Origin of the sequence: Streptomyces sp. NPDC093795, assembly GCF_044764665.1 — a bacterium.
In the GTDB taxonomy this organism is placed as follows: Bacteria; Actinomycetota; Actinomycetes; order Streptomycetales; family Streptomycetaceae; genus Streptomyces.
The window spans coordinates 744038-759477 of record NZ_JBIWIO010000003.1 but is presented as its reverse complement, the minus strand read 5'-3'; the positions used below and the strand labels follow the sequence as shown (position 1 = coordinate 759477).

Sequence of the window (15440 nt, the reverse complement as noted above, 5' to 3'; positions counted from 1 at the left end):
GTGCACCCCCGCCCGGGTGCCAACCCCACCCCCCCGCGGGTCCCGATCGCCCGTTGCGGGGGCCCGCCGGGGGCGCCCCGCGCGAGACCCGCCAAACCCGCGAACGGGGGGGGCCCCCGCGGGGCGGGGGCCCACCCCTCTCGTGTGCCGCGGAAGCCGTCCGGTGCGGACGGACACGGACTCAGAGAAGGTCCCGTCGGTCGTTGTCGGTCACGGTGGTGGTGGCCGGCGGGACGACGAGCCGACGCCGCCTCAGGATGCTGGTGTAGACCGCCGTTCCGATGATGCCGACGGCCATGAGGATCAGACCGACAAGATCGAGGTTGATCCCCTCGACCTCCCAGTCGGACGCGAACGTGAGAATGGCTCCGACCGCGATCAGGATGATGCAGACACCCAGACCCATGATTCCTCCCTAGTGGGTGAGATGGGCATCGGCTACCCCGGTCCTTCCAGCTCATCCCCGGCTCATCCCCGGCTCGGCGCCGGGGTGGACGACGATCACCACGGCCGTCACGACGAGGACGAGCGCCTTCCGCCGTGCCCCCGGTTTTGGATTGTCGGAGGATCATCAATACGATCCGGCGATGATCACGAGAAAACGGCTGGCGACCGGGGCCTGCGCGCTGCTCGCCGCCCTGGGCGTCGCGCTCCTGCCGACGAGCGCGACCGCCGACGAGCCGGTCGCGAAGGAATCCCCCAAGGTCGAGCTGGTCCTCGACGTCAGCGGCTCCATGCGGGCCAAGGACATCGACGGCAAGTCCCGGATGGTCGCGGCCAAGCAGGCCTTCAACGAGGTCCTGGACGCGGTGCCCGAGGAGGTCCAGCTGGGCATCCGCACGCTGGGCGCCGACTACCCCGGGCCGGACCGCAAGCGGGGCTGCAAGGACACCCGGCAGCTCTACCCGGTGGGCCCGCTCGACCGGACCGAGGCGAAGACCGCCGTGGCCACCCTGGCCCCGACGGGCTGGACCCCGATCGGCCCGGCGCTGCTCGGCGCGGCCGAGGACCTGGAGGGCGGCGACGCCACCCGCAGGATCGTGCTCATCACCGACGGCGAGGACACCTGCGCCCCGCTCGACCCCTGCCAGGTGGCGCGGGAGATCGCGGCGAAGGGCATCCACCTCGTCATCGACACCCTGGGCCTGGTGCCGAACGCCAAGACCCGGCAGCAGCTCACCTGCATCGCGGAGGCGACCGGAGGCACGTACACCTCGGTCCACCGCACCGAGGACCTCTCCCGCCGGGTCCGGCAGCTGGTCGACCGCGCCGCCGACCCGGTCGTCACGCCCGTGGCCACCGGGGGCGCCGATCGCTGCGCCGACGCGCCGCAGCTCAAGCCCGGCCTGTACACCGACCGCGAGACCTTCGGCCAGCACCGCTGGTACCGGGTGGAGCTGCTGCCCGGTCAGGAACTGCGCGCCTCCGTCAGCGTGTCGGCCGACCGCGCCGTCGACAACGACTACGGGGTACTGCTTCGCGCCGTCACCCGGCACGGCCGGGAGATCGTGCGCGGCTCCGAGGCGGGCGACGGGCGCACCGACGTGATCTCGACGGGCCTGCGCTATCCGAAGCCGGAGCTGGACGACGGGCCCGGGGACGCCAAGCCGGCCGCCGAGACGGTCTGTCTCCAGGTCAGCAACTCGTTCTCCGCTCCCCCGTCGGTCAAGAGGACGCCCGGCATGCCCATCGAGCTGACGGTGGATGTCGTCGACGGCCCGTCGGCCGCTTCGGACGTGGCCTCGTTCGGTCTCGGCCGCGGCTGGTGGCTGCTGGGCGCGCTGGTGCTCGTCGGCTTCCTGGCCGGTCTGCTCTGGGGCTGGGTGTCCCGTTGGCGCGTCGCTGTCTGGAGGACCCACTGATGCGTACCGTACGCATGCTCGCCGCGGCCGCGCTCACGGGCGCCGCGCTTCTCGGCCTCGCGGGTCCGGCCGCCGTGGCCGACTCCCCGCCCGCCACCGCGGACCCGGACACCCGGTCCACGGCCGGGCCGACGGAGGCCGGCACGACCTTCCGTACCGCCGCCCGGTTCCTTCCGGGGCAGCACGCCACCGCACGGGCCGCCACGGGTGACTACCTGTATTGGGTGTTCCCGGCGGACACCGGTCAGCGGTCTACGGTGAAGGCCACCGTGACGCTGCCCGACACGGCCCTGCGGCACGGGCCGACGACCTGGCGGGTCGACGTGTACGACGGGCTGCGGCGCCGTCAGCCGTGCATGTACGGGACGCAGTCCCGTACGGCGGCGAAGGAGACCGCGGCCGTGGAACTCGCCTGTGTGCTGCGGCCGGTACGCGCCGCGGCCGACGCCTGGGCGAACGACCCGCTGCCCGGCAGCTACTACATACGGCTGACCGTCACGGGCCTGCCGGACGAGGACCTCGGCCAGCCGTTCTCGGCCCGGATCGGGGTGACCACCGTCGACAAGAACGGCGCCTACGCCTCGGACGGCGCGCTCGCCGCGCCGCTCGTACCCGGGGCGACGACCGCCGACCGGGCGGAGGCCGACGCCGAGGCCGGCCGGCCCTCGGCCGTCGAGGCCGCGGCCCCCGAGGACGGCTGGTCCTCCGGCTGGTGGTCCGACCGCTGGCTCTGGACCGCGGCGGGCGGCGTGCTCGCGGCGCTCGCGGGCGTCGGCGGCTATGTGCTCACGCGCGGCGCGGGACGCCCGTCCCGGGTCCCGCCGGCCGCCTGACGGTCGCCCGCACGAAGGCCCCCGCCGGGACGGTGGGGGCCTTCGTGGTGCCGTGGGCTCACCGGCGGGCGGGGAAACCATGGACGCGGGCGCCGGCCACGAGAGCCACCACCGGGACGAGCAGGACGAGCACGGTCCAAGGCAGGGCACGGGCGCCGAGGCCGTCGAGCAGGACACCGCCCGCGAGGCCGCCGGCCGCCATGGCCGCGTTCCAGAGGCTGACCAGCATGGTCTGCGCGGTGTCGGCGGCGTCCCCGCCGGCGTCCGCGACGGCGGTCTGGAGCAGGGTGGGCGCGCCGCCCCAGCCGAACCCCCAGAGGACGGCGGCCGTCAGCACGAGCGCGGTGCTGCCGCCCGGGACGGCGAACGCGGCGGCCGGGACGGCGAGTACGGCGGCCGCTACGGCGAACAGGAGCGTCCCCGCGAGGGTCAGGATCCGCAGCCTGCGGTCGATGTGCCGGCCGGTGAACCAGATCCCGGCCAGCGAGGCGGCGCCGAAGACGAGCAGGACGAGCCCGGTGGAGCCGGCCAGGCCGAGATGCCCGAGGTAGGCGGCGACGTAGGTGTAGAGGACGGTGTGGGCCAGGACGAGCGTGAAGGTGGCGGCCAGGACCGGGAGGACACCGGGCACCTTCAGGGTGCGGGCGACCGGTGCCCGCCCGCCGGGTGCCTCGCCCGGCAGGTCGGGCACGGCGAGCGCGATCCAGCCGAGGAGTGCGACGGCGATGACGGTCATGGCGGTGAACGCCGTGCGCCAGCCCACGGCCTCGCCGAGGAAGGTGCCGGCCGGCACGCCGAGGGAGAGGGCGAGCGGGATGCCGGTCATCGCGACGGCGACGGCGCGGCCCTGGAGGTGTGGCGGGGCGATCCGGCGGGCGTACCCCGCGAGGAGGGCCCAGGCGACGCCCGCGGCGACCCCGGCGAGGAACCGGGCGCCCATGGTGAGGGCGTACGAGGAGGAGAAGGCCGTGACGGTGTTGGCGGCGGCGAATCCGGCGACCGAGGTGAGCAGCAGGCGCTTGCGGCGCCATCCGGCGGTGCGCGCGGCCAGGGGTACGGCGGTGAGGGCCGTCCCGAGGGCGTAGACGGTGACGGACTGACCCATGGCGGCCTCGCCGACGCCGAGGTCGGCGCTCATGGCGGGCAGGACACCGGCGGGGAGGGTCTCGGTGAGGCTGGTGACGAAGACGGCGGTGGCGAGGGCGAGCAGGGCGAGGAGGGGCAGCCGGCCGGAGGGGGCGGGCGTGTCCGTGGCGGGGAGCGCGGCGGAACGGGCCGCCGCTGTCGTGTGGTTGGCCATGGGGCTATGCTCGAACCCTCACATTGATGTGAAGGTCAAGCGAGTCCCCGGAGGGACGTCCCATGCGGATCGGAGAACTGTCGGAGCGCACCGGGACACCCCGCCGGCTGCTGCGCTACTACGAGGAGCAGGGTCTCATCGTCGCGGACCGGCTGCCCAACGGATACCGGGACTACGACGCGTCGAACGTGGACCGGGTCGCGCAGATCCGCGGCCTCCTGGACGCCGGTCTGCCGACCCGGATCATCAAGCAGATCCTGCCGTGCCTGGACAAGCCGCGCGTCATCCACTTCCCGGACGCCACCCCGGAGATGCTGGCCACCCTGGAGGAGGAGCGGGACCGGATGACCGAGCGGATCCGCTGCCTCACCCGGAACCGGGACGCGGTGGCGGAGTACCTGGACGCGGTACGCGCGAAGCCCGCGGCGGCGTCGGCGTAGCCGTTCACGGACGGCCGGTCACTCCATCCGGCGGGCGCCCTCCAGGACGGCCTGGCGGATGCGGTGGTAGGTGCCGCAGCGGCAGATGTTGCGGATCGTGTCGAGGTCGGCCTCGGTGATCTCCCGGCCGGCCTCCCTGGCCCGTCGGACCTCCGCCACCGCGGTCATGATCTGGCCCGGCTGGCAGTAGCCGCACTGGGCGACGTCGAGGTCGAGCCAGGCCTCCTGCATCGGGTGGAGGTCGCTCCCCACGGTGTCCGGGAGGCCCTCGATGGTGGTGACCTCGTCGTCCGGCCCGAGCTCGTCGACGGGCACGGCGCAGGGCGTGAACGCCTTGCCGTTGAGGTGGCTCGTACAGGCTCGGCAGACGCCGACCCCGCAGCCGTACTTGGGTCCTGTGACGCCGAGGACGTCGCGGAGGACCCACAGGAGCCGGACGTCGCCCTCGACCTCGGCGGTGACGGCCTTGCCGTTCAGGATGAAGGTGTGCTGCGGCACGGGGACTCCAGGTCTCTACAGGGCGCGGTCGCGGCCGTCGGTGGGCGAGGCGGGGACGGGCGGGACGGTGGGCAGGGGGGTGAAGGCGAGCGGCTCGGCGTGGTTGACGGGGAAGACCGTCGGCATCGTGCCGGTGGCCCGGCCGTAGGCGCAGGCGACGGCGGCCATGGCGCCGGCGACCGCGAGTTCGCCGGCGCCGCCCGGCTTGTCGTCGGTCGGGGACATCACGATGATCTCGAGTTCGGGCGGGGTGTTCCACTGCCGGGTGTAGAAGTACTGGTCCCAGCTGCCTTCGAGGAAGTGCCCGTCGCGCAGGTGGAGGCCGGACGTCAGGGTGATGGCGATGCCGTCGGAGATGCCGCCCATCATCTGGGCCTCGAGGCCGCGCGGGTTGACGGCGAGGCCGACGTCGACGGCGCAGACCACCTTGGTCACGCGCGGACCGGTGTAGGCGCCGGGGATCTTCCGTCCGGTGGTCTCGGGGCGGCAGTCGATCTCGGCGAGGACGGCGACGGCGGAGTGGTACTCGGTGTGGACGGCGATGCCCTGGGCCGTACCGGCGGGCATGGTCCGGCCCCACTCCCCCACCTCGGCGACCTTGTCGAGCACGGCACGGGCCCGGGGGTCCTTCGTGAGCCGACGCCGCAGCGCGTACCTGTCCTGGCCCATGCGCTTCGCCAGTTCGTCCATGACGAGCTCCTGCGCGCAGCGGACGTTGGGCGAGTAGATGTTGCGCATGGAACCGGTGTTGAAGCCCTTGTCGGTCTCCGCGAGCAGCTGGGTGGTGGCGCCGAGGTGGTACGGGCTGATCTGGGTGAGCTGGAACATCGTCTGGGAGAAGGCGGCGTCGGCGACCGGGAGCCGGGCCGCCTCCGCCGTGAGGACCTCCCCGATGCCGTGGCCGAAGTCGGTGGCCACGGAGGTGTGGCGCTGCTCGTACGTGAGGACCTCACCGAGCGCGTAGGTGGCGCGGACCCGTGAGGTGGACATGGGGTGCGTACGGCCCTGGCGGAAGTCGTCGGTGCGGTGCCACATCAGCTTGACGGGCTTGCCGAGCGCCTTGGAGATCTCGACGGCCTCGTGGGCGGCGTCGGAGAACAGCTTGCGGCCGAAGGAGCCGCCGCCCTCGGTGACATGGACGCGGACGGCGGGGACCGGAAGTCCGAGCTTGAGGGCGATCTGCTCCTGGGCGACGATCGGGGCCTTGAGAGAGGCCCAGATCTCGGCGGAGTCCTCCCGGACGTCGGCGATCGCGCAGTTGGTCTCCAGGGCGCCGTTGCTGGCGAAGTGGAAGGTGAAGCGGGCGTCGACCGCCTTGGTGAGCAGGGGCAGCGGCGGTACGACCAGGGGGAGTTCGGCGCGGCGGAGCTTCGCGAGGACGGTGGCGTCGGAGGCTCCCTCCGCGGTGCCGGGACCCCAGTCGACCCGGAGGGCGCGGACGGCGTCGACGCACTGGCCGAAGGTGCGGCCGCGGACGGCGACGCCGGTGGAGACGGTCACGACGTCGGTGATGCCGGGCATGGCCCGGACCTCGGCGAGGTTGGCGACGGACCGGACCGTGCCGTTGATGGTGGGCGGGCGGCAGACCATGGTGGGCAGGGCGTCCGGCACCTGGAGGTCCATCGCGAACTTCTTGCGGCCGGTGACGGCTTCGAGCGCGTCGACGCGGCGCTGCCCGGTGCCGATGACCCGGAAGCGGGCGGGGTCCTTGAGGGTCACCTCGACCGCCGTGTCGGTGACGGCGGCGGCCCGTTCGGCCAGTTCGCCGTAGCCGAGCAGCGTGCCCGTCGGGGAGACGACGGCTCCGGCCTTGGTGGTGAGGGTGGAGACGGCGTCTCCGAGGACGAGCGAGGCGGCGCGCAGGAGGCGGCCCCGGGCGACGGCGGCGGCGACGCGGAGCGGGGTGTAGGTGGAGTACGTGGTGTTGGAGCCGCCGGTCAGCTGGTTGAAGAGCAGCTCGGGCCGGGCGTCGGCGAGCGTCACCACCACCTTGTCCAGGGGCAGGTCGAGCTCCTCGGCGACGATCATCGCGCTGGAGGTGGTGACGCCCTGGCCGACCTCGGCGCGGGGCAGGGCGAAGTGGGCGGTGCCGTCGGCGTCGAGACGGATGGTGATGAGGTGGCTGGTGGGCAGGGCCGCGAGGGTCAGCAGCTCGTTGAGGTCGAGGAGTTCGGCCGGGCCCGGCAGCGAGGGGATGAGCTCGGGGGCCGCGGCGGCGGCCTCCCGGGGAGCGAGGGCCTCGGCGCCGAGCTGCGCGGCGACGGTGAGGGTGGGCGCGGCGAGGACGTACCCGAGGAAGCGGCGCCGGGCGATGCCGGGGCCGCTTCCGCCCGACGGGTGCTCGTCCCCGGTGCCGCTCGTGCGGTGTTCGTCCCGTGCGGGGTGCCGCCTCGCCATTCGGGTGCCCTTTCGCCATGACCCCGGCCTGCTACTGCCGGGTACCGTCGGCGACGATCATCGCTCATCCGGCGTACCTCCGGAAGCCGTTCACCGGACGGCGTCGCGCCGCTCCTGTCCGGCGCCGGCGCGCACCGGGGCGGAAGCGTGCTCCCGAACGGAGCTGAGCGCGGGAAAGCCGGGCACGCTGGCCACCGCCCGCGATCAGGGCGTTGACCGAGACCATCGGGTCCCCACCCACCGACCGGGCGATCAGTGCGCCGACCACCAGCGGACCGAGGGCGACGGCGAGGGCCGTGCCGGTGGCGGTGACGTGCTGGAGGGGGCGGGTGCGCCGGGCGTCGGGGGTCATGGTCACAGTTCATCAGCGGGCGGCGCGCGGCGTATCGGTCGACGTACTCAGACCGTGCGCGCCGGCTACTCAGACGTGCTCGCCCCGAAGGCCCGGCCCCGAGGAAGCGTGCCGGGCGAGTGGCGGCGGGCGGGCGACCGTACCGTACGGGGAACGTTGACGACGACGAAGGAGACCGCCGCCATGGCCGATTACCGGATCGAGACCGTCCGCACCGGGTACCGGAACTGGACCGCCCGTAACGACCGGGGCGCGGAGGTCCGGATGGCCGCCGCGGACGATGCCGACGCACAGCCCTCTTTCACCCCGGTCGAGTTGCTGCTCGCGGCGATGGGCGGCTGCGGTGGTCTCGTCGTGGACCGGACCGCGCGGGCCGTCGACCACGACGACCTGCGGATCGTGGTGGAGTCGGTCTCCGGTCCCGAGGACGACGGCCGGGTGGGCCGGATCCGGGTCAGCTACGAGTTCGAGCTGCCGGACAACAACCCGCGGGCGGCCGAGGTGTTCGCCCGCGGGGTGCGTCTGACGCACGAGAAGTTCTGCACGGTGAGCCGGACCGTGGAGCACGGCGCGCGCGTGGAGGCGATCCTCCCGGACGGCACGGTCGGCTTCGAGGGCTGAGAGCCCGGCCGACAGCCCGGCCGACCCCGCGACCGACCGCCCCCGCCCAGCTCACTCCTCGATCGCGCCGCCGATCCGGCGCAGATGCTGCCGGAAGGTGTACGAGGGGTCCTCGGCCCGGCCGGCCAGATAGGCGTCGAACCGGGTCTGCGCGCGCAGGGTCTCCCCCGCCCTCATGCGACGGGCCTGCTCGCGCTCGGTGTGGAAGAGGGTGCGGGCGGCCTCCAGGACGGCGGCCGCGCGGGCGGCCGACACGAACACCACGCCGTCGTCGTCACCGAACACCACATCGGCGTCGGTCACCTCGTGGTCACCGAAGCGGGCGGTGAGGAGCGCGTCCGGGTCCCGGGGGTCGAGGCGTACGGGGCCGGGGGCGTGGCGTCCGTACGAGAAGACGGGCAGTCCGATCCCGACGAGGTCGGGGGTGTCCCGGTGCAGGCCCCAGACGACGACCCCGGCGACGCCCGCCGCTTCGGCCTCCAGGACGGCGAGGTCGCCGACGCAGGCCTCGTCGTCGCGGCCGGCGTTGTCGATGACGAGGACGTCCCCGGGCTCGGCGTACGCGAAGGCCTCCAGGAAGACGTCGACGCTTCCGTAGTGCCGGGCGGGCAGCGCCCGGCCGGCGACGCGCATGCCGGGGACGACGGGCAGGATCCCGGCGGGGGCCGCGCGCAGCGGTTCCCCGAGGCGGACGCAGGCGTCGGCGATGAGGGGGGTGGAGAGTTCGGCGAAGTCCTTCAGCATCGAGCGTTCGTTCCGTTCTGTGACGGGTGCGGCGGTTGCGGCGAGTGCGGCGGGCTGCGCGATGCTACCGGGAGGGGCTGCGAGGGTGCCGAACGGCGCCGTCGCCCGCCGTCCCGCGTGCGGGCGGGGCGGGGCGTTCCTACCATGAGGGGGTACGTCTCCCTGTCCGTCCGGGGCACCGGCACGGAGTGCTGTCGGGGCCGAGCGCCGGGGGGTGGAACCGGAGCGAGGGACCATGGCCACAGAGGACGCCGCACCCCCGGAACGGACCCCGCGTCTGAAGGCGAACGCGATCGGGTTCGTCGACGCCCTCGTCATCGGCCTCAACTCCACCTCCCCCGCGTACTCCCTCGCCGCCGTCATCGGCCCGATCGTCGCCCTCGCCGGTATCTACGCGCCCGGCGTGATGTTCGCGTCCTTCGTGCCGATGCTGCTCATCGCGTCGGCGTTCTACTACCTGAACAAGGTCGACCAGGACTGCGGCACGACGTTCTCCTGGGTCACACGGGCCATGGGTCCCTGGGCCGGCTGGCTCGGCGGCTGGGCCATCGCGATGACCGGCGTCCTGGTCGTCGGCTCGCTCGCGGACGTGGCCGTGAGCTTCGGGCTGCTCGCTGTCGGCCTGGACGGCTGGGTGGACAACAGCTTCGTACGGCAGCTGCTCACCGTGCTCCTGATCCTGGTGATGACGGCCGTCTGCGTCATCGGCACGGAGCTCTCGGCCAAGGTGCAGAACGTCCTGATCCTGGCGCAGGTCGTTTGTCTGCTGGTCTTCGTGGGGGTGGCACTGTACCGGGTGTACGCCGGCACCAGCGCGTACGACTCCGTCGAACCGGCCCTCGGCTGGCTGAACCCCTTCGGCGCGGGCGGCGCGGCGCTGACCGGCGGTCTGCTGCTCGGGGTGTTCATCTACTGGGGCTGGGAGTCGGCCGTCAACCTCACCGAGGAGGTGGAGGACTCCGCGACCGCGCCCGGCAGGGCGGGGCTGTGGTCGACCGTCATCCTCCTGGTCACGTACGTGTCCGTCGGGTTCGCGGTCGTCGGCTACGCCGGTCCGGCGTTCCTGGCGGAGAACGCGGGCGAGGAGGAGTTCCTCTTCGCCCAGCTCGCCACCGACGTCCTGGGCGGCTGGGACTGGGTCCTGCTCCTCGCCGTCGCCACGTCCGCCGTCGCCTCCACGCAGACGACGATCATCCCGGCCTCGCGCACCGCCCTGTCCATGGCCCGCCGCCGCGCGCTGCCCGCGCACTACGGCCACGTCAGTCCGCGCTTCCGCACTCCCGACGTGAGTACGTGGTGGGTCGCCGGCATCGCCATCGCCTGGTACCTCGTGGTGAACCAGATCAGCGCCAACGCCCTTCTGGACTCCCTGACCGCGCTCTCCCTGCTCATCGCCTTCTACTACGCGCTCACGGGCGTCGCCTGCGCGGTCTACCACCGGCGCCATCTCACCGAGAGCGTCCACAACTTCCTGCTGATCGGTCTCGGCCCGCTCGTCGGCGCCGGGCTGCTGACGTGGCTCCTGGTGCGGTCGGTCGCCGACATGTCCGATCCGGCGAACTCGTACAGCGGAACGTCGTGGTTCGGTCTGGGGCCGCCGCTCGTCATCGGGATCGGGATCGCTCTCACCGGGGTGATCGTCATGATCGTGTGGCGGCTGCGGTCGCCCGCGTTCTGGCGGGAACGGCCGGGGGTGGCCGACCCCGACCTCGTCCGTCGCAAGGAGCGCTGAGATGCCGGTCGTCCTCGGATACGACGAGTCCCCCGGCGCCCACCGCGCGCTGCGCATCGCGATCGAGGTGGCCGCGGCCTTCGACGAGCGGCTCGTCCTCGTCTACGGGGCGGCGGCGCCCGGCCCTCCGGGCGAGGAGTACCGGTCCCACCACGAGGCCGTCCGCCAGGCCGGCCGCGCCGGCTTGGAACAGGCGGTCGCGGAGGCCGACCGGGCGGGGGTGCCGACCGTCGTCGAGGTGCTCGACGAGAAGCCCGCGCAAGCCCTGATCGACGCGGCGACCCGGCACGCGGCCCGGGTCATCGTGGTGGGCAGCTGGGGCGAGAGCCCGATCCGCGGCGCGCTGCTCGGCTCCACGCCCCACAAACTCCTGCACATGTCGACGGTGCCGGTGCTCTGTGTCCCTCCGGAGCCGTGACCGTTCGCGACGTCAGTCGAGCCAGAGCGCGCGGACCGGGCCCAGCGGGTCCGCCTCGACGCGGGGCTCCGCGTCCCAGATCATCGTGGCGCGCCCCTCGGAGGTGTAGCGCGGCCAGTCGGCGCCCGGGTCCTGGTGGGTCACGAAGGCGACCCACACCCGGTGCAGGGCGTCGGCGAGCGCGCGGGGCGGCGCCTCACCCGCGACGGCCGCGACACCTTCGGCGTCGAGGAGGTCGAAGGCGAACGGCAGGTCGAGGCAGTGGACGGCGAGCCCCACGATCGGGGAGCGCCAGGCGAACTCGTACAGCCAGGTCGGGCTCTCGCGCGCGGCGCGGGCGTCCGCGACGGCGAGGCTCGGGGCACGGAAGGTCACATCGGTGAGCGCCTGCCCGAAGAGCTGCTCGGCGCCGCCCTTCGCGTACGTCTCGGCGAAGGCGTCGGCCCTGGCGGGGTCGAGGCCGAGGCCGCCGAGGAGCACGGGCAGGGGCGGGCCCTCCGGGCCCGGAGCGGGGATCATCGTGAACTCGTGCTCGGTGAAGCCGAGCATCAGCGGGACGTCCGCGCCCGCCCCGCCCGTCGTGAGCGCGTCGAGGGCGGGCAGGGGGATCAGCTCGCCGTCGGCGAAGGGGGCGAGGGCCAGCATCGGCGGCAGGCTCCCGCGGTCCGGCCCGGGCTCTGCCAGGCGGTCCTGGAGAGCGAGGAGTTCGTCGTCGCCGAGGTCACGGAGGGCGGCGGCGGTGGCCGGCACGCCGGTGCGGGAGGTGAGGAGGCGGGAGACCGCGCGGGCCACCTCGGGGCCGTCGGGGCGCGGTACCGCGCCGGAGACCGAGAGCGCGCCCCGGAACAGGCCCCGGGCGGCGGGGACGGCGAGCAGGGTCTGGACGGCGCCGCCGCCCGCCGACTGTCCGGCGACGGTGACCTTGGCCGGGTCGCCGCCGAAGGCAGCGATGTTGTCCCGCACCCACTCCAGGGCGGCGATCCAGTCCCGTACGCCTCGGTTGTCGGGGGCGTCCTCCAGGTGCAGGAAGCCTTCGATGCCGAGCCGGTAGCCGAGCGAGACGAGCACCACGCCGTCCCGGTTGAACGCGGCTCCGTCGTACCAGGGGCTGGCCGCCGAGCCCGCGACGTAGCCGCCGCCGTGGATCCACACGAGGACGGGGAGGGCCGCGGCCGGGTCGGCGTCGGGGGTGAAGACGTTGAGGTTGAGGACTCCGGCGCCGGGGACGGAGGGCTCGGGGATGGTGGTCACCTCGGCGAAGGGACGGCGCTGGGCGGTGGGCCCGTACGCCGTGGCGTCCAGCGGCTCCGACCACGGCTCCGGCGGTACGGGCGCGGCGAACCGGAGGTCGCCCACGGGCGGCTGCGCGTACGGGATGCCCAGGAAGCGGAGGCTGCCGTCGGCGCGGCGCTCGCCCCGGACGGGCCCTCGGGCGGTGGTGACGGTGGGGCCTGGGGTGTCAGAGGTGCTCATGGGTTGCTGCTCCTTCTGGCGGCGGTGGACGCGGTACATGCGCGCGGGGCCGGGGCGAAGCCTGTCACCGACTGCTTACACGTGTCAACGACGGTGTTCGCGCTCTGGGGACGTGCCGGGGAGCTCTAGAATCGGAGGGCTCGTGCGTAGCCTCGCGTCCAGGGGGAGGGCGGCCGGTGTGAGGTGGAACCTCAATGTCGCGGTGGGGGTGCTCGTCGCTGTGGTCGGCGTGGGACTCATGGTCGCCGGTGCGGTCTGGAAGGGGCGCGCGGTACGGCCGTTCGCCGCCTCTCGGGCCCGGTCCATGGCCCAGCGGGAGTACGCCCGCGACCTCCAGCGCGCCGCCGACGCCGTGATCGCGGCGGCCCGCCGGTCCGCCGGTGAGGGCGAACCGGCGATCGTCACCGTCGAGGCGGTGGTCCGGACGACCAGGGAGCGCTACGGGTACGCCGTGGTGGAGAGGCGGCACGCGGCGGCGGCGTTGCGGCGCCGGTTCGAGCACTGGCGGTGCGCGGCCGACTGCGTGACGGACGCCTACGGCTGACGGTGCGCCTCGGGCACGGGCGTTCCCTGGTGGTAGTACATGCGCAAAGCGGACCCCTCGGGCGCGCCGGGGCCGCGGCGCCAGAGCGAGCTGCGCCGGACTCGGCGCCCGTCGCGGAGGGTCTCGTACGTGAGGTGGACGAGGCCGGGGGCGAGTACGACGCCCCTGAAATCCGTCGGCTCGTGGCGCGGACCGTCGTCAGCGCTGCCGGCCATCGTCGGCAGGCCGTCGAGCATCTCCTCGTACGTCCAGCGCCGCCCGGAGGCGCCGACCTCGACGAACTCCGGGTCGAGCAGGGCGGCGGCGAGCGCCCGGGAGAGGCGTACCGCCGGGTCCATGAGGCGCAGTTCGCCCGCGACGGCCTCGGCGACGTCCGCCGGGCCGGGGGCGTCCGGCGCGTCCACCGGGTCGGGGGCCTCCGGCGCGTCCACCGGGTCGGGGGCGTCCTGCCGGAGGCCCTGAGGTGCGTCCACGGCGGTCACTCCCCCGTCGTGCCGTCGAGACGTTCGCGCAGCAGGTCGGCGTGGCCGTTGTGTCGCGCGTACTCCTCGATCATGTGGGCGAGGACGTAGCGCAGGGAGTACGTCTCGTTCTCGTGGGTGCCGGTGAGGTCGAGGGAGTCGGCCGCGTCCACGAGCGCGCGGGCGCGGGCGCGGGCGCACTCGTCCCGCCAGATCGTGAACGCCTCGTCGACGTCGGCGCCGTCCACGTCGAAGTCGGCCCGGTCGGTGGAGCCGGGCGGGGTCCACGGGCTGCGGCTCCGTTCGCCGCCCAGCGTGTTGCGGAACCAGCCACGTTCGACCTCGGCGGCGTGACGGACGAGGCCGAGGAGGGAGAGGCCCGAGGGGGCGATCGCCCGCTCCTTGAGCTGGTCCGGCGTGAGCCCCGCGCACTTCAGGGCGAGGGTGTCGCGCTGGAACTCCAGCATGGCCGTGAGGGTGGCGCGTTCGTCGGCGGCGTGCGGCACGGGCGTGCGGTGATCTTGGATGGTCATGCGGGCATTGTGCCCGGGGAGCCCGCCGGCCGGCCCGGGGTTTTCCCGCGGCCGGCCGGCGGCCGGTGACGTCGAGCGGCACCTGGTGGGATCAGGCGGAGCAGGTGGGATCAGGCGGGGCGTCAGCCGCCGGAGGGCTTGGCGTAGTCGCCGAAGCCAGACCAGTCGATGGCCACGCAGGGCTCGTCGCCGAGCACCCAGGCGTCGTGGCCGGGCGTGACCTCCATGAGGTCGCCCGCGCCGAACTCCGTCGACTCGCCGTCGTCCATGACGACCTTCATCCGGCCGCTGACCACGTAACCGACGTGGGCCGCCTGGCAGCTGTCGGTGCCGGCGATCGGTTTGACGTGCTTGGACCACTGCCAGCCCGGCTCGAACACGGCGCGGCCGACCGGGCCGCCTCCGCTGGTGAGCAGGTCGAGCCTGCCCTTGCCGTCCTCGAAGGGACGGGTCTCGTCCGCTGCGTCGAAGCTTTTTCGTACGATGCCGGCCATCATCCGCTCCCGCCGGTGGAGAGATCGGGCCCCGAGTCCACTTCCAGGCTACGCCGGGACGCCGTCGGCCACCGTGCACAGCGAAGCCCGCGGTGGTCGTCCTTGAATGGAAGTTTTGTTGAACAAAGATCTCCAGTTGGCGGTTCTCTGCATAGGGGCGATCGATATTTTGTGCGCATCCGTGAGGGGGCAGATCTACACATAAAGGCCAGATAAGCGCACAATGAAGCAGCGGCCTCATTCGCCGCAAGTGCGGTCAGACGTGTAGGACGCCAGAAGGAGGCGAGTCGTATGGCCGACGTTTCCCACCGTCCTGGTGATATCGCGGGACACCCCGATGCGCCGGAAATGCGGGACCGATATGCCCGTATGCTCCAAACCCGAGGTGTCGCGGCTGTCGAGGAACTCGTGATCCTCGCCGGTATCTACGCCGCGATCTCCGCGTGGACGGTCCACTTCTCCGCAACCCAGCCCGCCCTCGCCATCACCAACCTGGTCGTCGGCATCGCCCTCGCGGTGCTCGGCCTGTGTATGTCGATGGTTCCGGAGCGGTCGCAGGACCTGAACTTCGTCGTCCTGCTGATGGGCGCGTGGCTGATCATCGCACCGTGGGTGGTGGGACAGGGCGCCGACACCGGCACCATCCTCAGCAACGTGATCACCGGCGCGTGCGTCTGCCTGTTCTCCCTCACGGCCGGCGGGCTGCTCATGACCAAGTCAAGGACGTGACGTTCTGAT

General features: G+C 73.2%; 18 protein-coding genes. 8 read left to right on the top strand and 10 right to left on the bottom strand.

Annotated elements, in window-relative coordinates; all coding sequences use genetic code 11:
• Window positions 1–181 precede the first annotated feature (181 nt).
• Window positions 182–406 (bottom strand): DUF6458 family protein, encoded by a 225-nt coding sequence (locus ACIRB7_RS12260; protein ID WP_403596125.1) that lies wholly within the window; start codon window positions 404–406, stop codon window positions 182–184.
• A 181-nt stretch (window positions 407–587) separates the two neighbouring features.
• Here ACIRB7_RS12260 and ACIRB7_RS12255 point away from each other — a divergent pair, with 181 nt between their 5' ends.
• The gene (locus tag ACIRB7_RS12255; RefSeq protein ID WP_403596122.1) at window positions 588–1862 is read left to right on the top strand and encodes a VWA domain-containing protein; all 1275 of its coding nucleotides are present in this window, start codon (window positions 588–590) and stop codon (window positions 1860–1862) included.
• Entirely contained in the window at window positions 1862–2695 is an 834-nt protein-coding gene (locus ACIRB7_RS12250; protein WP_403596119.1) for a hypothetical protein, read from the top strand. The genes ACIRB7_RS12255 and ACIRB7_RS12250 overlap by 1 nt, the downstream gene beginning before the upstream one ends.
• A gap of 58 nt (window positions 2696–2753) precedes the next feature.
• Here the strand turns inward: ACIRB7_RS12250 and ACIRB7_RS12245 are convergent, their stop codons facing one another.
• Window positions 2754–3995, bottom strand: a complete 1242-nt coding sequence (locus ACIRB7_RS12245) for an MFS transporter (protein WP_403596116.1) — start codon at window positions 3993–3995, stop codon at window positions 2754–2756.
• Window positions 3996–4057: 62 nt separating this feature from the next.
• Between ACIRB7_RS12245 and ACIRB7_RS12240 the strand changes: the two genes are divergently transcribed.
• Window positions 4058–4435: a MerR family transcriptional regulator gene (locus ACIRB7_RS12240; protein WP_403596113.1), complete on the top strand. Its 378-nt coding sequence runs from the start codon at window positions 4058–4060 to the stop codon at window positions 4433–4435.
• 18 nt (window positions 4436–4453) lie between these two features.
• On the opposite strand, the gene ACIRB7_RS12235 is transcribed toward ACIRB7_RS12240, so the two are convergent.
• The 3 genes from ACIRB7_RS12235 to ACIRB7_RS12225 form a co-directional block, all read right to left on the bottom strand.
• The gene (locus ACIRB7_RS12235; RefSeq protein ID WP_403596110.1) at window positions 4454–4933 is read right to left on the bottom strand and encodes a (2Fe-2S)-binding protein; all 480 of its coding nucleotides are present in this window, start codon (window positions 4931–4933) and stop codon (window positions 4454–4456) included.
• Between the two features lie 15 nt (window positions 4934–4948).
• On the bottom strand, window positions 4949–7330 hold the full coding sequence (locus ACIRB7_RS12230; protein ID WP_403596107.1) for a molybdopterin cofactor-binding domain-containing protein: 2382 nt from the start codon (window positions 7328–7330) through the stop codon (window positions 4949–4951).
• Window positions 7331–7394: 64 nt separating this feature from the next.
• Window positions 7395–7682, bottom strand: a complete 288-nt coding sequence (locus tag ACIRB7_RS12225; RefSeq protein WP_403596104.1) for a hypothetical protein — start codon at window positions 7680–7682, stop codon at window positions 7395–7397.
• 156 nt (window positions 7683–7838) lie between these two features.
• Between ACIRB7_RS12225 and ACIRB7_RS12220 the strand changes: the two genes are divergently transcribed.
• Window positions 7839–8303, top strand: coding sequence for an OsmC family protein (locus tag ACIRB7_RS12220; protein ID WP_403596102.1), 465 nt, complete (start codon window positions 7839–7841; stop codon window positions 8301–8303).
• A 51-nt stretch (window positions 8304–8354) separates the two neighbouring features.
• Here ACIRB7_RS12220 and ACIRB7_RS12215 read toward each other — a convergent pair whose 3' ends face one another.
• Window positions 8355–9047: an RraA family protein gene (locus tag ACIRB7_RS12215; protein ID WP_403596099.1), complete on the bottom strand. Its 693-nt coding sequence runs from the start codon at window positions 9045–9047 to the stop codon at window positions 8355–8357.
• A gap of 235 nt (window positions 9048–9282) precedes the next feature.
• On the opposite strand from ACIRB7_RS12215, the gene ACIRB7_RS12210 reads away from it, so the two are divergent.
• The gene (locus ACIRB7_RS12210) at window positions 9283–10779 is read left to right on the top strand and encodes an APC family permease (RefSeq protein ID WP_403596096.1); all 1497 of its coding nucleotides are present in this window, start codon (window positions 9283–9285) and stop codon (window positions 10777–10779) included.
• Between the two features lies 1 nt (window position 10780).
• On the top strand, window positions 10781–11197 hold the full coding sequence (locus ACIRB7_RS12205) for a universal stress protein (RefSeq protein WP_403596093.1): 417 nt from the start codon (window positions 10781–10783) through the stop codon (window positions 11195–11197).
• A gap of 12 nt (window positions 11198–11209) precedes the next feature.
• On the opposite strand, the gene ACIRB7_RS12200 is transcribed toward ACIRB7_RS12205, so the two are convergent.
• Complete coding sequence (locus tag ACIRB7_RS12200; protein WP_403596090.1) at window positions 11210–12670, bottom strand: carboxylesterase/lipase family protein; 1461 nt, start codon at window positions 12668–12670, stop codon at window positions 11210–11212.
• 178 nt (window positions 12671–12848) lie between these two features.
• On the opposite strand from ACIRB7_RS12200, the gene ACIRB7_RS12195 reads away from it, so the two are divergent.
• Window positions 12849–13214, top strand: a complete 366-nt coding sequence (locus ACIRB7_RS12195) for a hypothetical protein (protein ID WP_403596088.1) — start codon at window positions 12849–12851, stop codon at window positions 13212–13214.
• Here ACIRB7_RS12195 and ACIRB7_RS12190 read toward each other — a convergent pair.
• The 3 genes from ACIRB7_RS12190 to ACIRB7_RS12180 all read right to left on the bottom strand — a co-directional run bounded on the left by ACIRB7_RS12190 (window position 13205) and on the right by ACIRB7_RS12180 (window position 14702).
• The gene (locus ACIRB7_RS12190; protein ID WP_403596237.1) at window positions 13205–13552 is read right to left on the bottom strand and encodes a DUF4440 domain-containing protein; all 348 of its coding nucleotides are present in this window, start codon (window positions 13550–13552) and stop codon (window positions 13205–13207) included. The genes ACIRB7_RS12195 and ACIRB7_RS12190 overlap by 10 nt on opposite strands.
• Before the next feature lie 140 nt (window positions 13553–13692).
• On the bottom strand, window positions 13693–14208 hold the full coding sequence (locus ACIRB7_RS12185) for a DinB family protein (RefSeq protein WP_403596085.1): 516 nt from the start codon (window positions 14206–14208) through the stop codon (window positions 13693–13695).
• A gap of 122 nt (window positions 14209–14330) precedes the next feature.
• Window positions 14331–14702, bottom strand: coding sequence for a cupin domain-containing protein (locus tag ACIRB7_RS12180; RefSeq protein ID WP_403596083.1), 372 nt, complete (start codon window positions 14700–14702; stop codon window positions 14331–14333).
• A 369-nt stretch (window positions 14703–15071) separates the two neighbouring features.
• Here ACIRB7_RS12180 and ACIRB7_RS12175 point away from each other — a divergent pair, with 369 nt between their 5' ends.
• Window positions 15072–15431, top strand: coding sequence for an SPW repeat protein (locus ACIRB7_RS12175; protein WP_403596080.1), 360 nt, complete (start codon window positions 15072–15074; stop codon window positions 15429–15431).
• Window positions 15432–15440 lie beyond the last annotated feature (9 nt).

What these genes read in the sequence shown, in the direction of transcription:
- ACIRB7_RS12260 (WP_403596125.1), bottom strand. Translation starts at nt 406, where the DNA reads ATGGGTCTGGGTGTCTGCATCATCCTGATCGCGGTCGGAGCCATTCTC.
- ACIRB7_RS12255 (WP_403596122.1), top strand. Translation starts at nt 588, where the DNA reads ATGATCACGAGAAAACGGCTGGCGACCGGGGCCTGCGCGCTGCTCGCC.
- ACIRB7_RS12250 (WP_403596119.1), top strand. Translation starts at nt 1,862, where the DNA reads ATGCGTACCGTACGCATGCTCGCCGCGGCCGCGCTCACGGGCGCCGCG.
- ACIRB7_RS12245 (WP_403596116.1), bottom strand. Translation starts at nt 3,995, where the DNA reads ATGGCCAACCACACGACAGCGGCGGCCCGTTCCGCCGCGCTCCCCGCC.
- ACIRB7_RS12240 (WP_403596113.1), top strand. Translation starts at nt 4,058, where the DNA reads ATGCGGATCGGAGAACTGTCGGAGCGCACCGGGACACCCCGCCGGCTG.
- ACIRB7_RS12230 (WP_403596107.1), bottom strand. Translation starts at nt 7,330, where the DNA reads ATGGCGAGGCGGCACCCCGCACGGGACGAACACCGCACGAGCGGCACC.
- ACIRB7_RS12225 (WP_403596104.1), bottom strand. Translation starts at nt 7,682, where the DNA reads ATGACCCCCGACGCCCGGCGCACCCGCCCCCTCCAGCACGTCACCGCC.
- ACIRB7_RS12215 (WP_403596099.1), bottom strand. Translation starts at nt 9,047, where the DNA reads ATGCTGAAGGACTTCGCCGAACTCTCCACCCCCCTCATCGCCGACGCC.
- ACIRB7_RS12210 (WP_403596096.1), top strand. Translation starts at nt 9,283, where the DNA reads ATGGCCACAGAGGACGCCGCACCCCCGGAACGGACCCCGCGTCTGAAG.
- ACIRB7_RS12205 (WP_403596093.1), top strand. Translation starts at nt 10,781, where the DNA reads ATGCCGGTCGTCCTCGGATACGACGAGTCCCCCGGCGCCCACCGCGCG.
- ACIRB7_RS12200 (WP_403596090.1), bottom strand. Translation starts at nt 12,670, where the DNA reads ATGAGCACCTCTGACACCCCAGGCCCCACCGTCACCACCGCCCGAGGG.
- ACIRB7_RS12190 (WP_403596237.1), bottom strand. Translation starts at nt 13,552, where the DNA reads ATGGACCCGGCGGTACGCCTCTCCCGGGCGCTCGCCGCCGCCCTGCTC.
- ACIRB7_RS12185 (WP_403596085.1), bottom strand. Translation starts at nt 14,208, where the DNA reads ATGACCATCCAAGATCACCGCACGCCCGTGCCGCACGCCGCCGACGAA.
- ACIRB7_RS12180 (WP_403596083.1), bottom strand. Translation starts at nt 14,702, where the DNA reads ATGGCCGGCATCGTACGAAAAAGCTTCGACGCAGCGGACGAGACCCGT.
- ACIRB7_RS12175 (WP_403596080.1), top strand. Translation starts at nt 15,072, where the DNA reads ATGCTCCAAACCCGAGGTGTCGCGGCTGTCGAGGAACTCGTGATCCTC.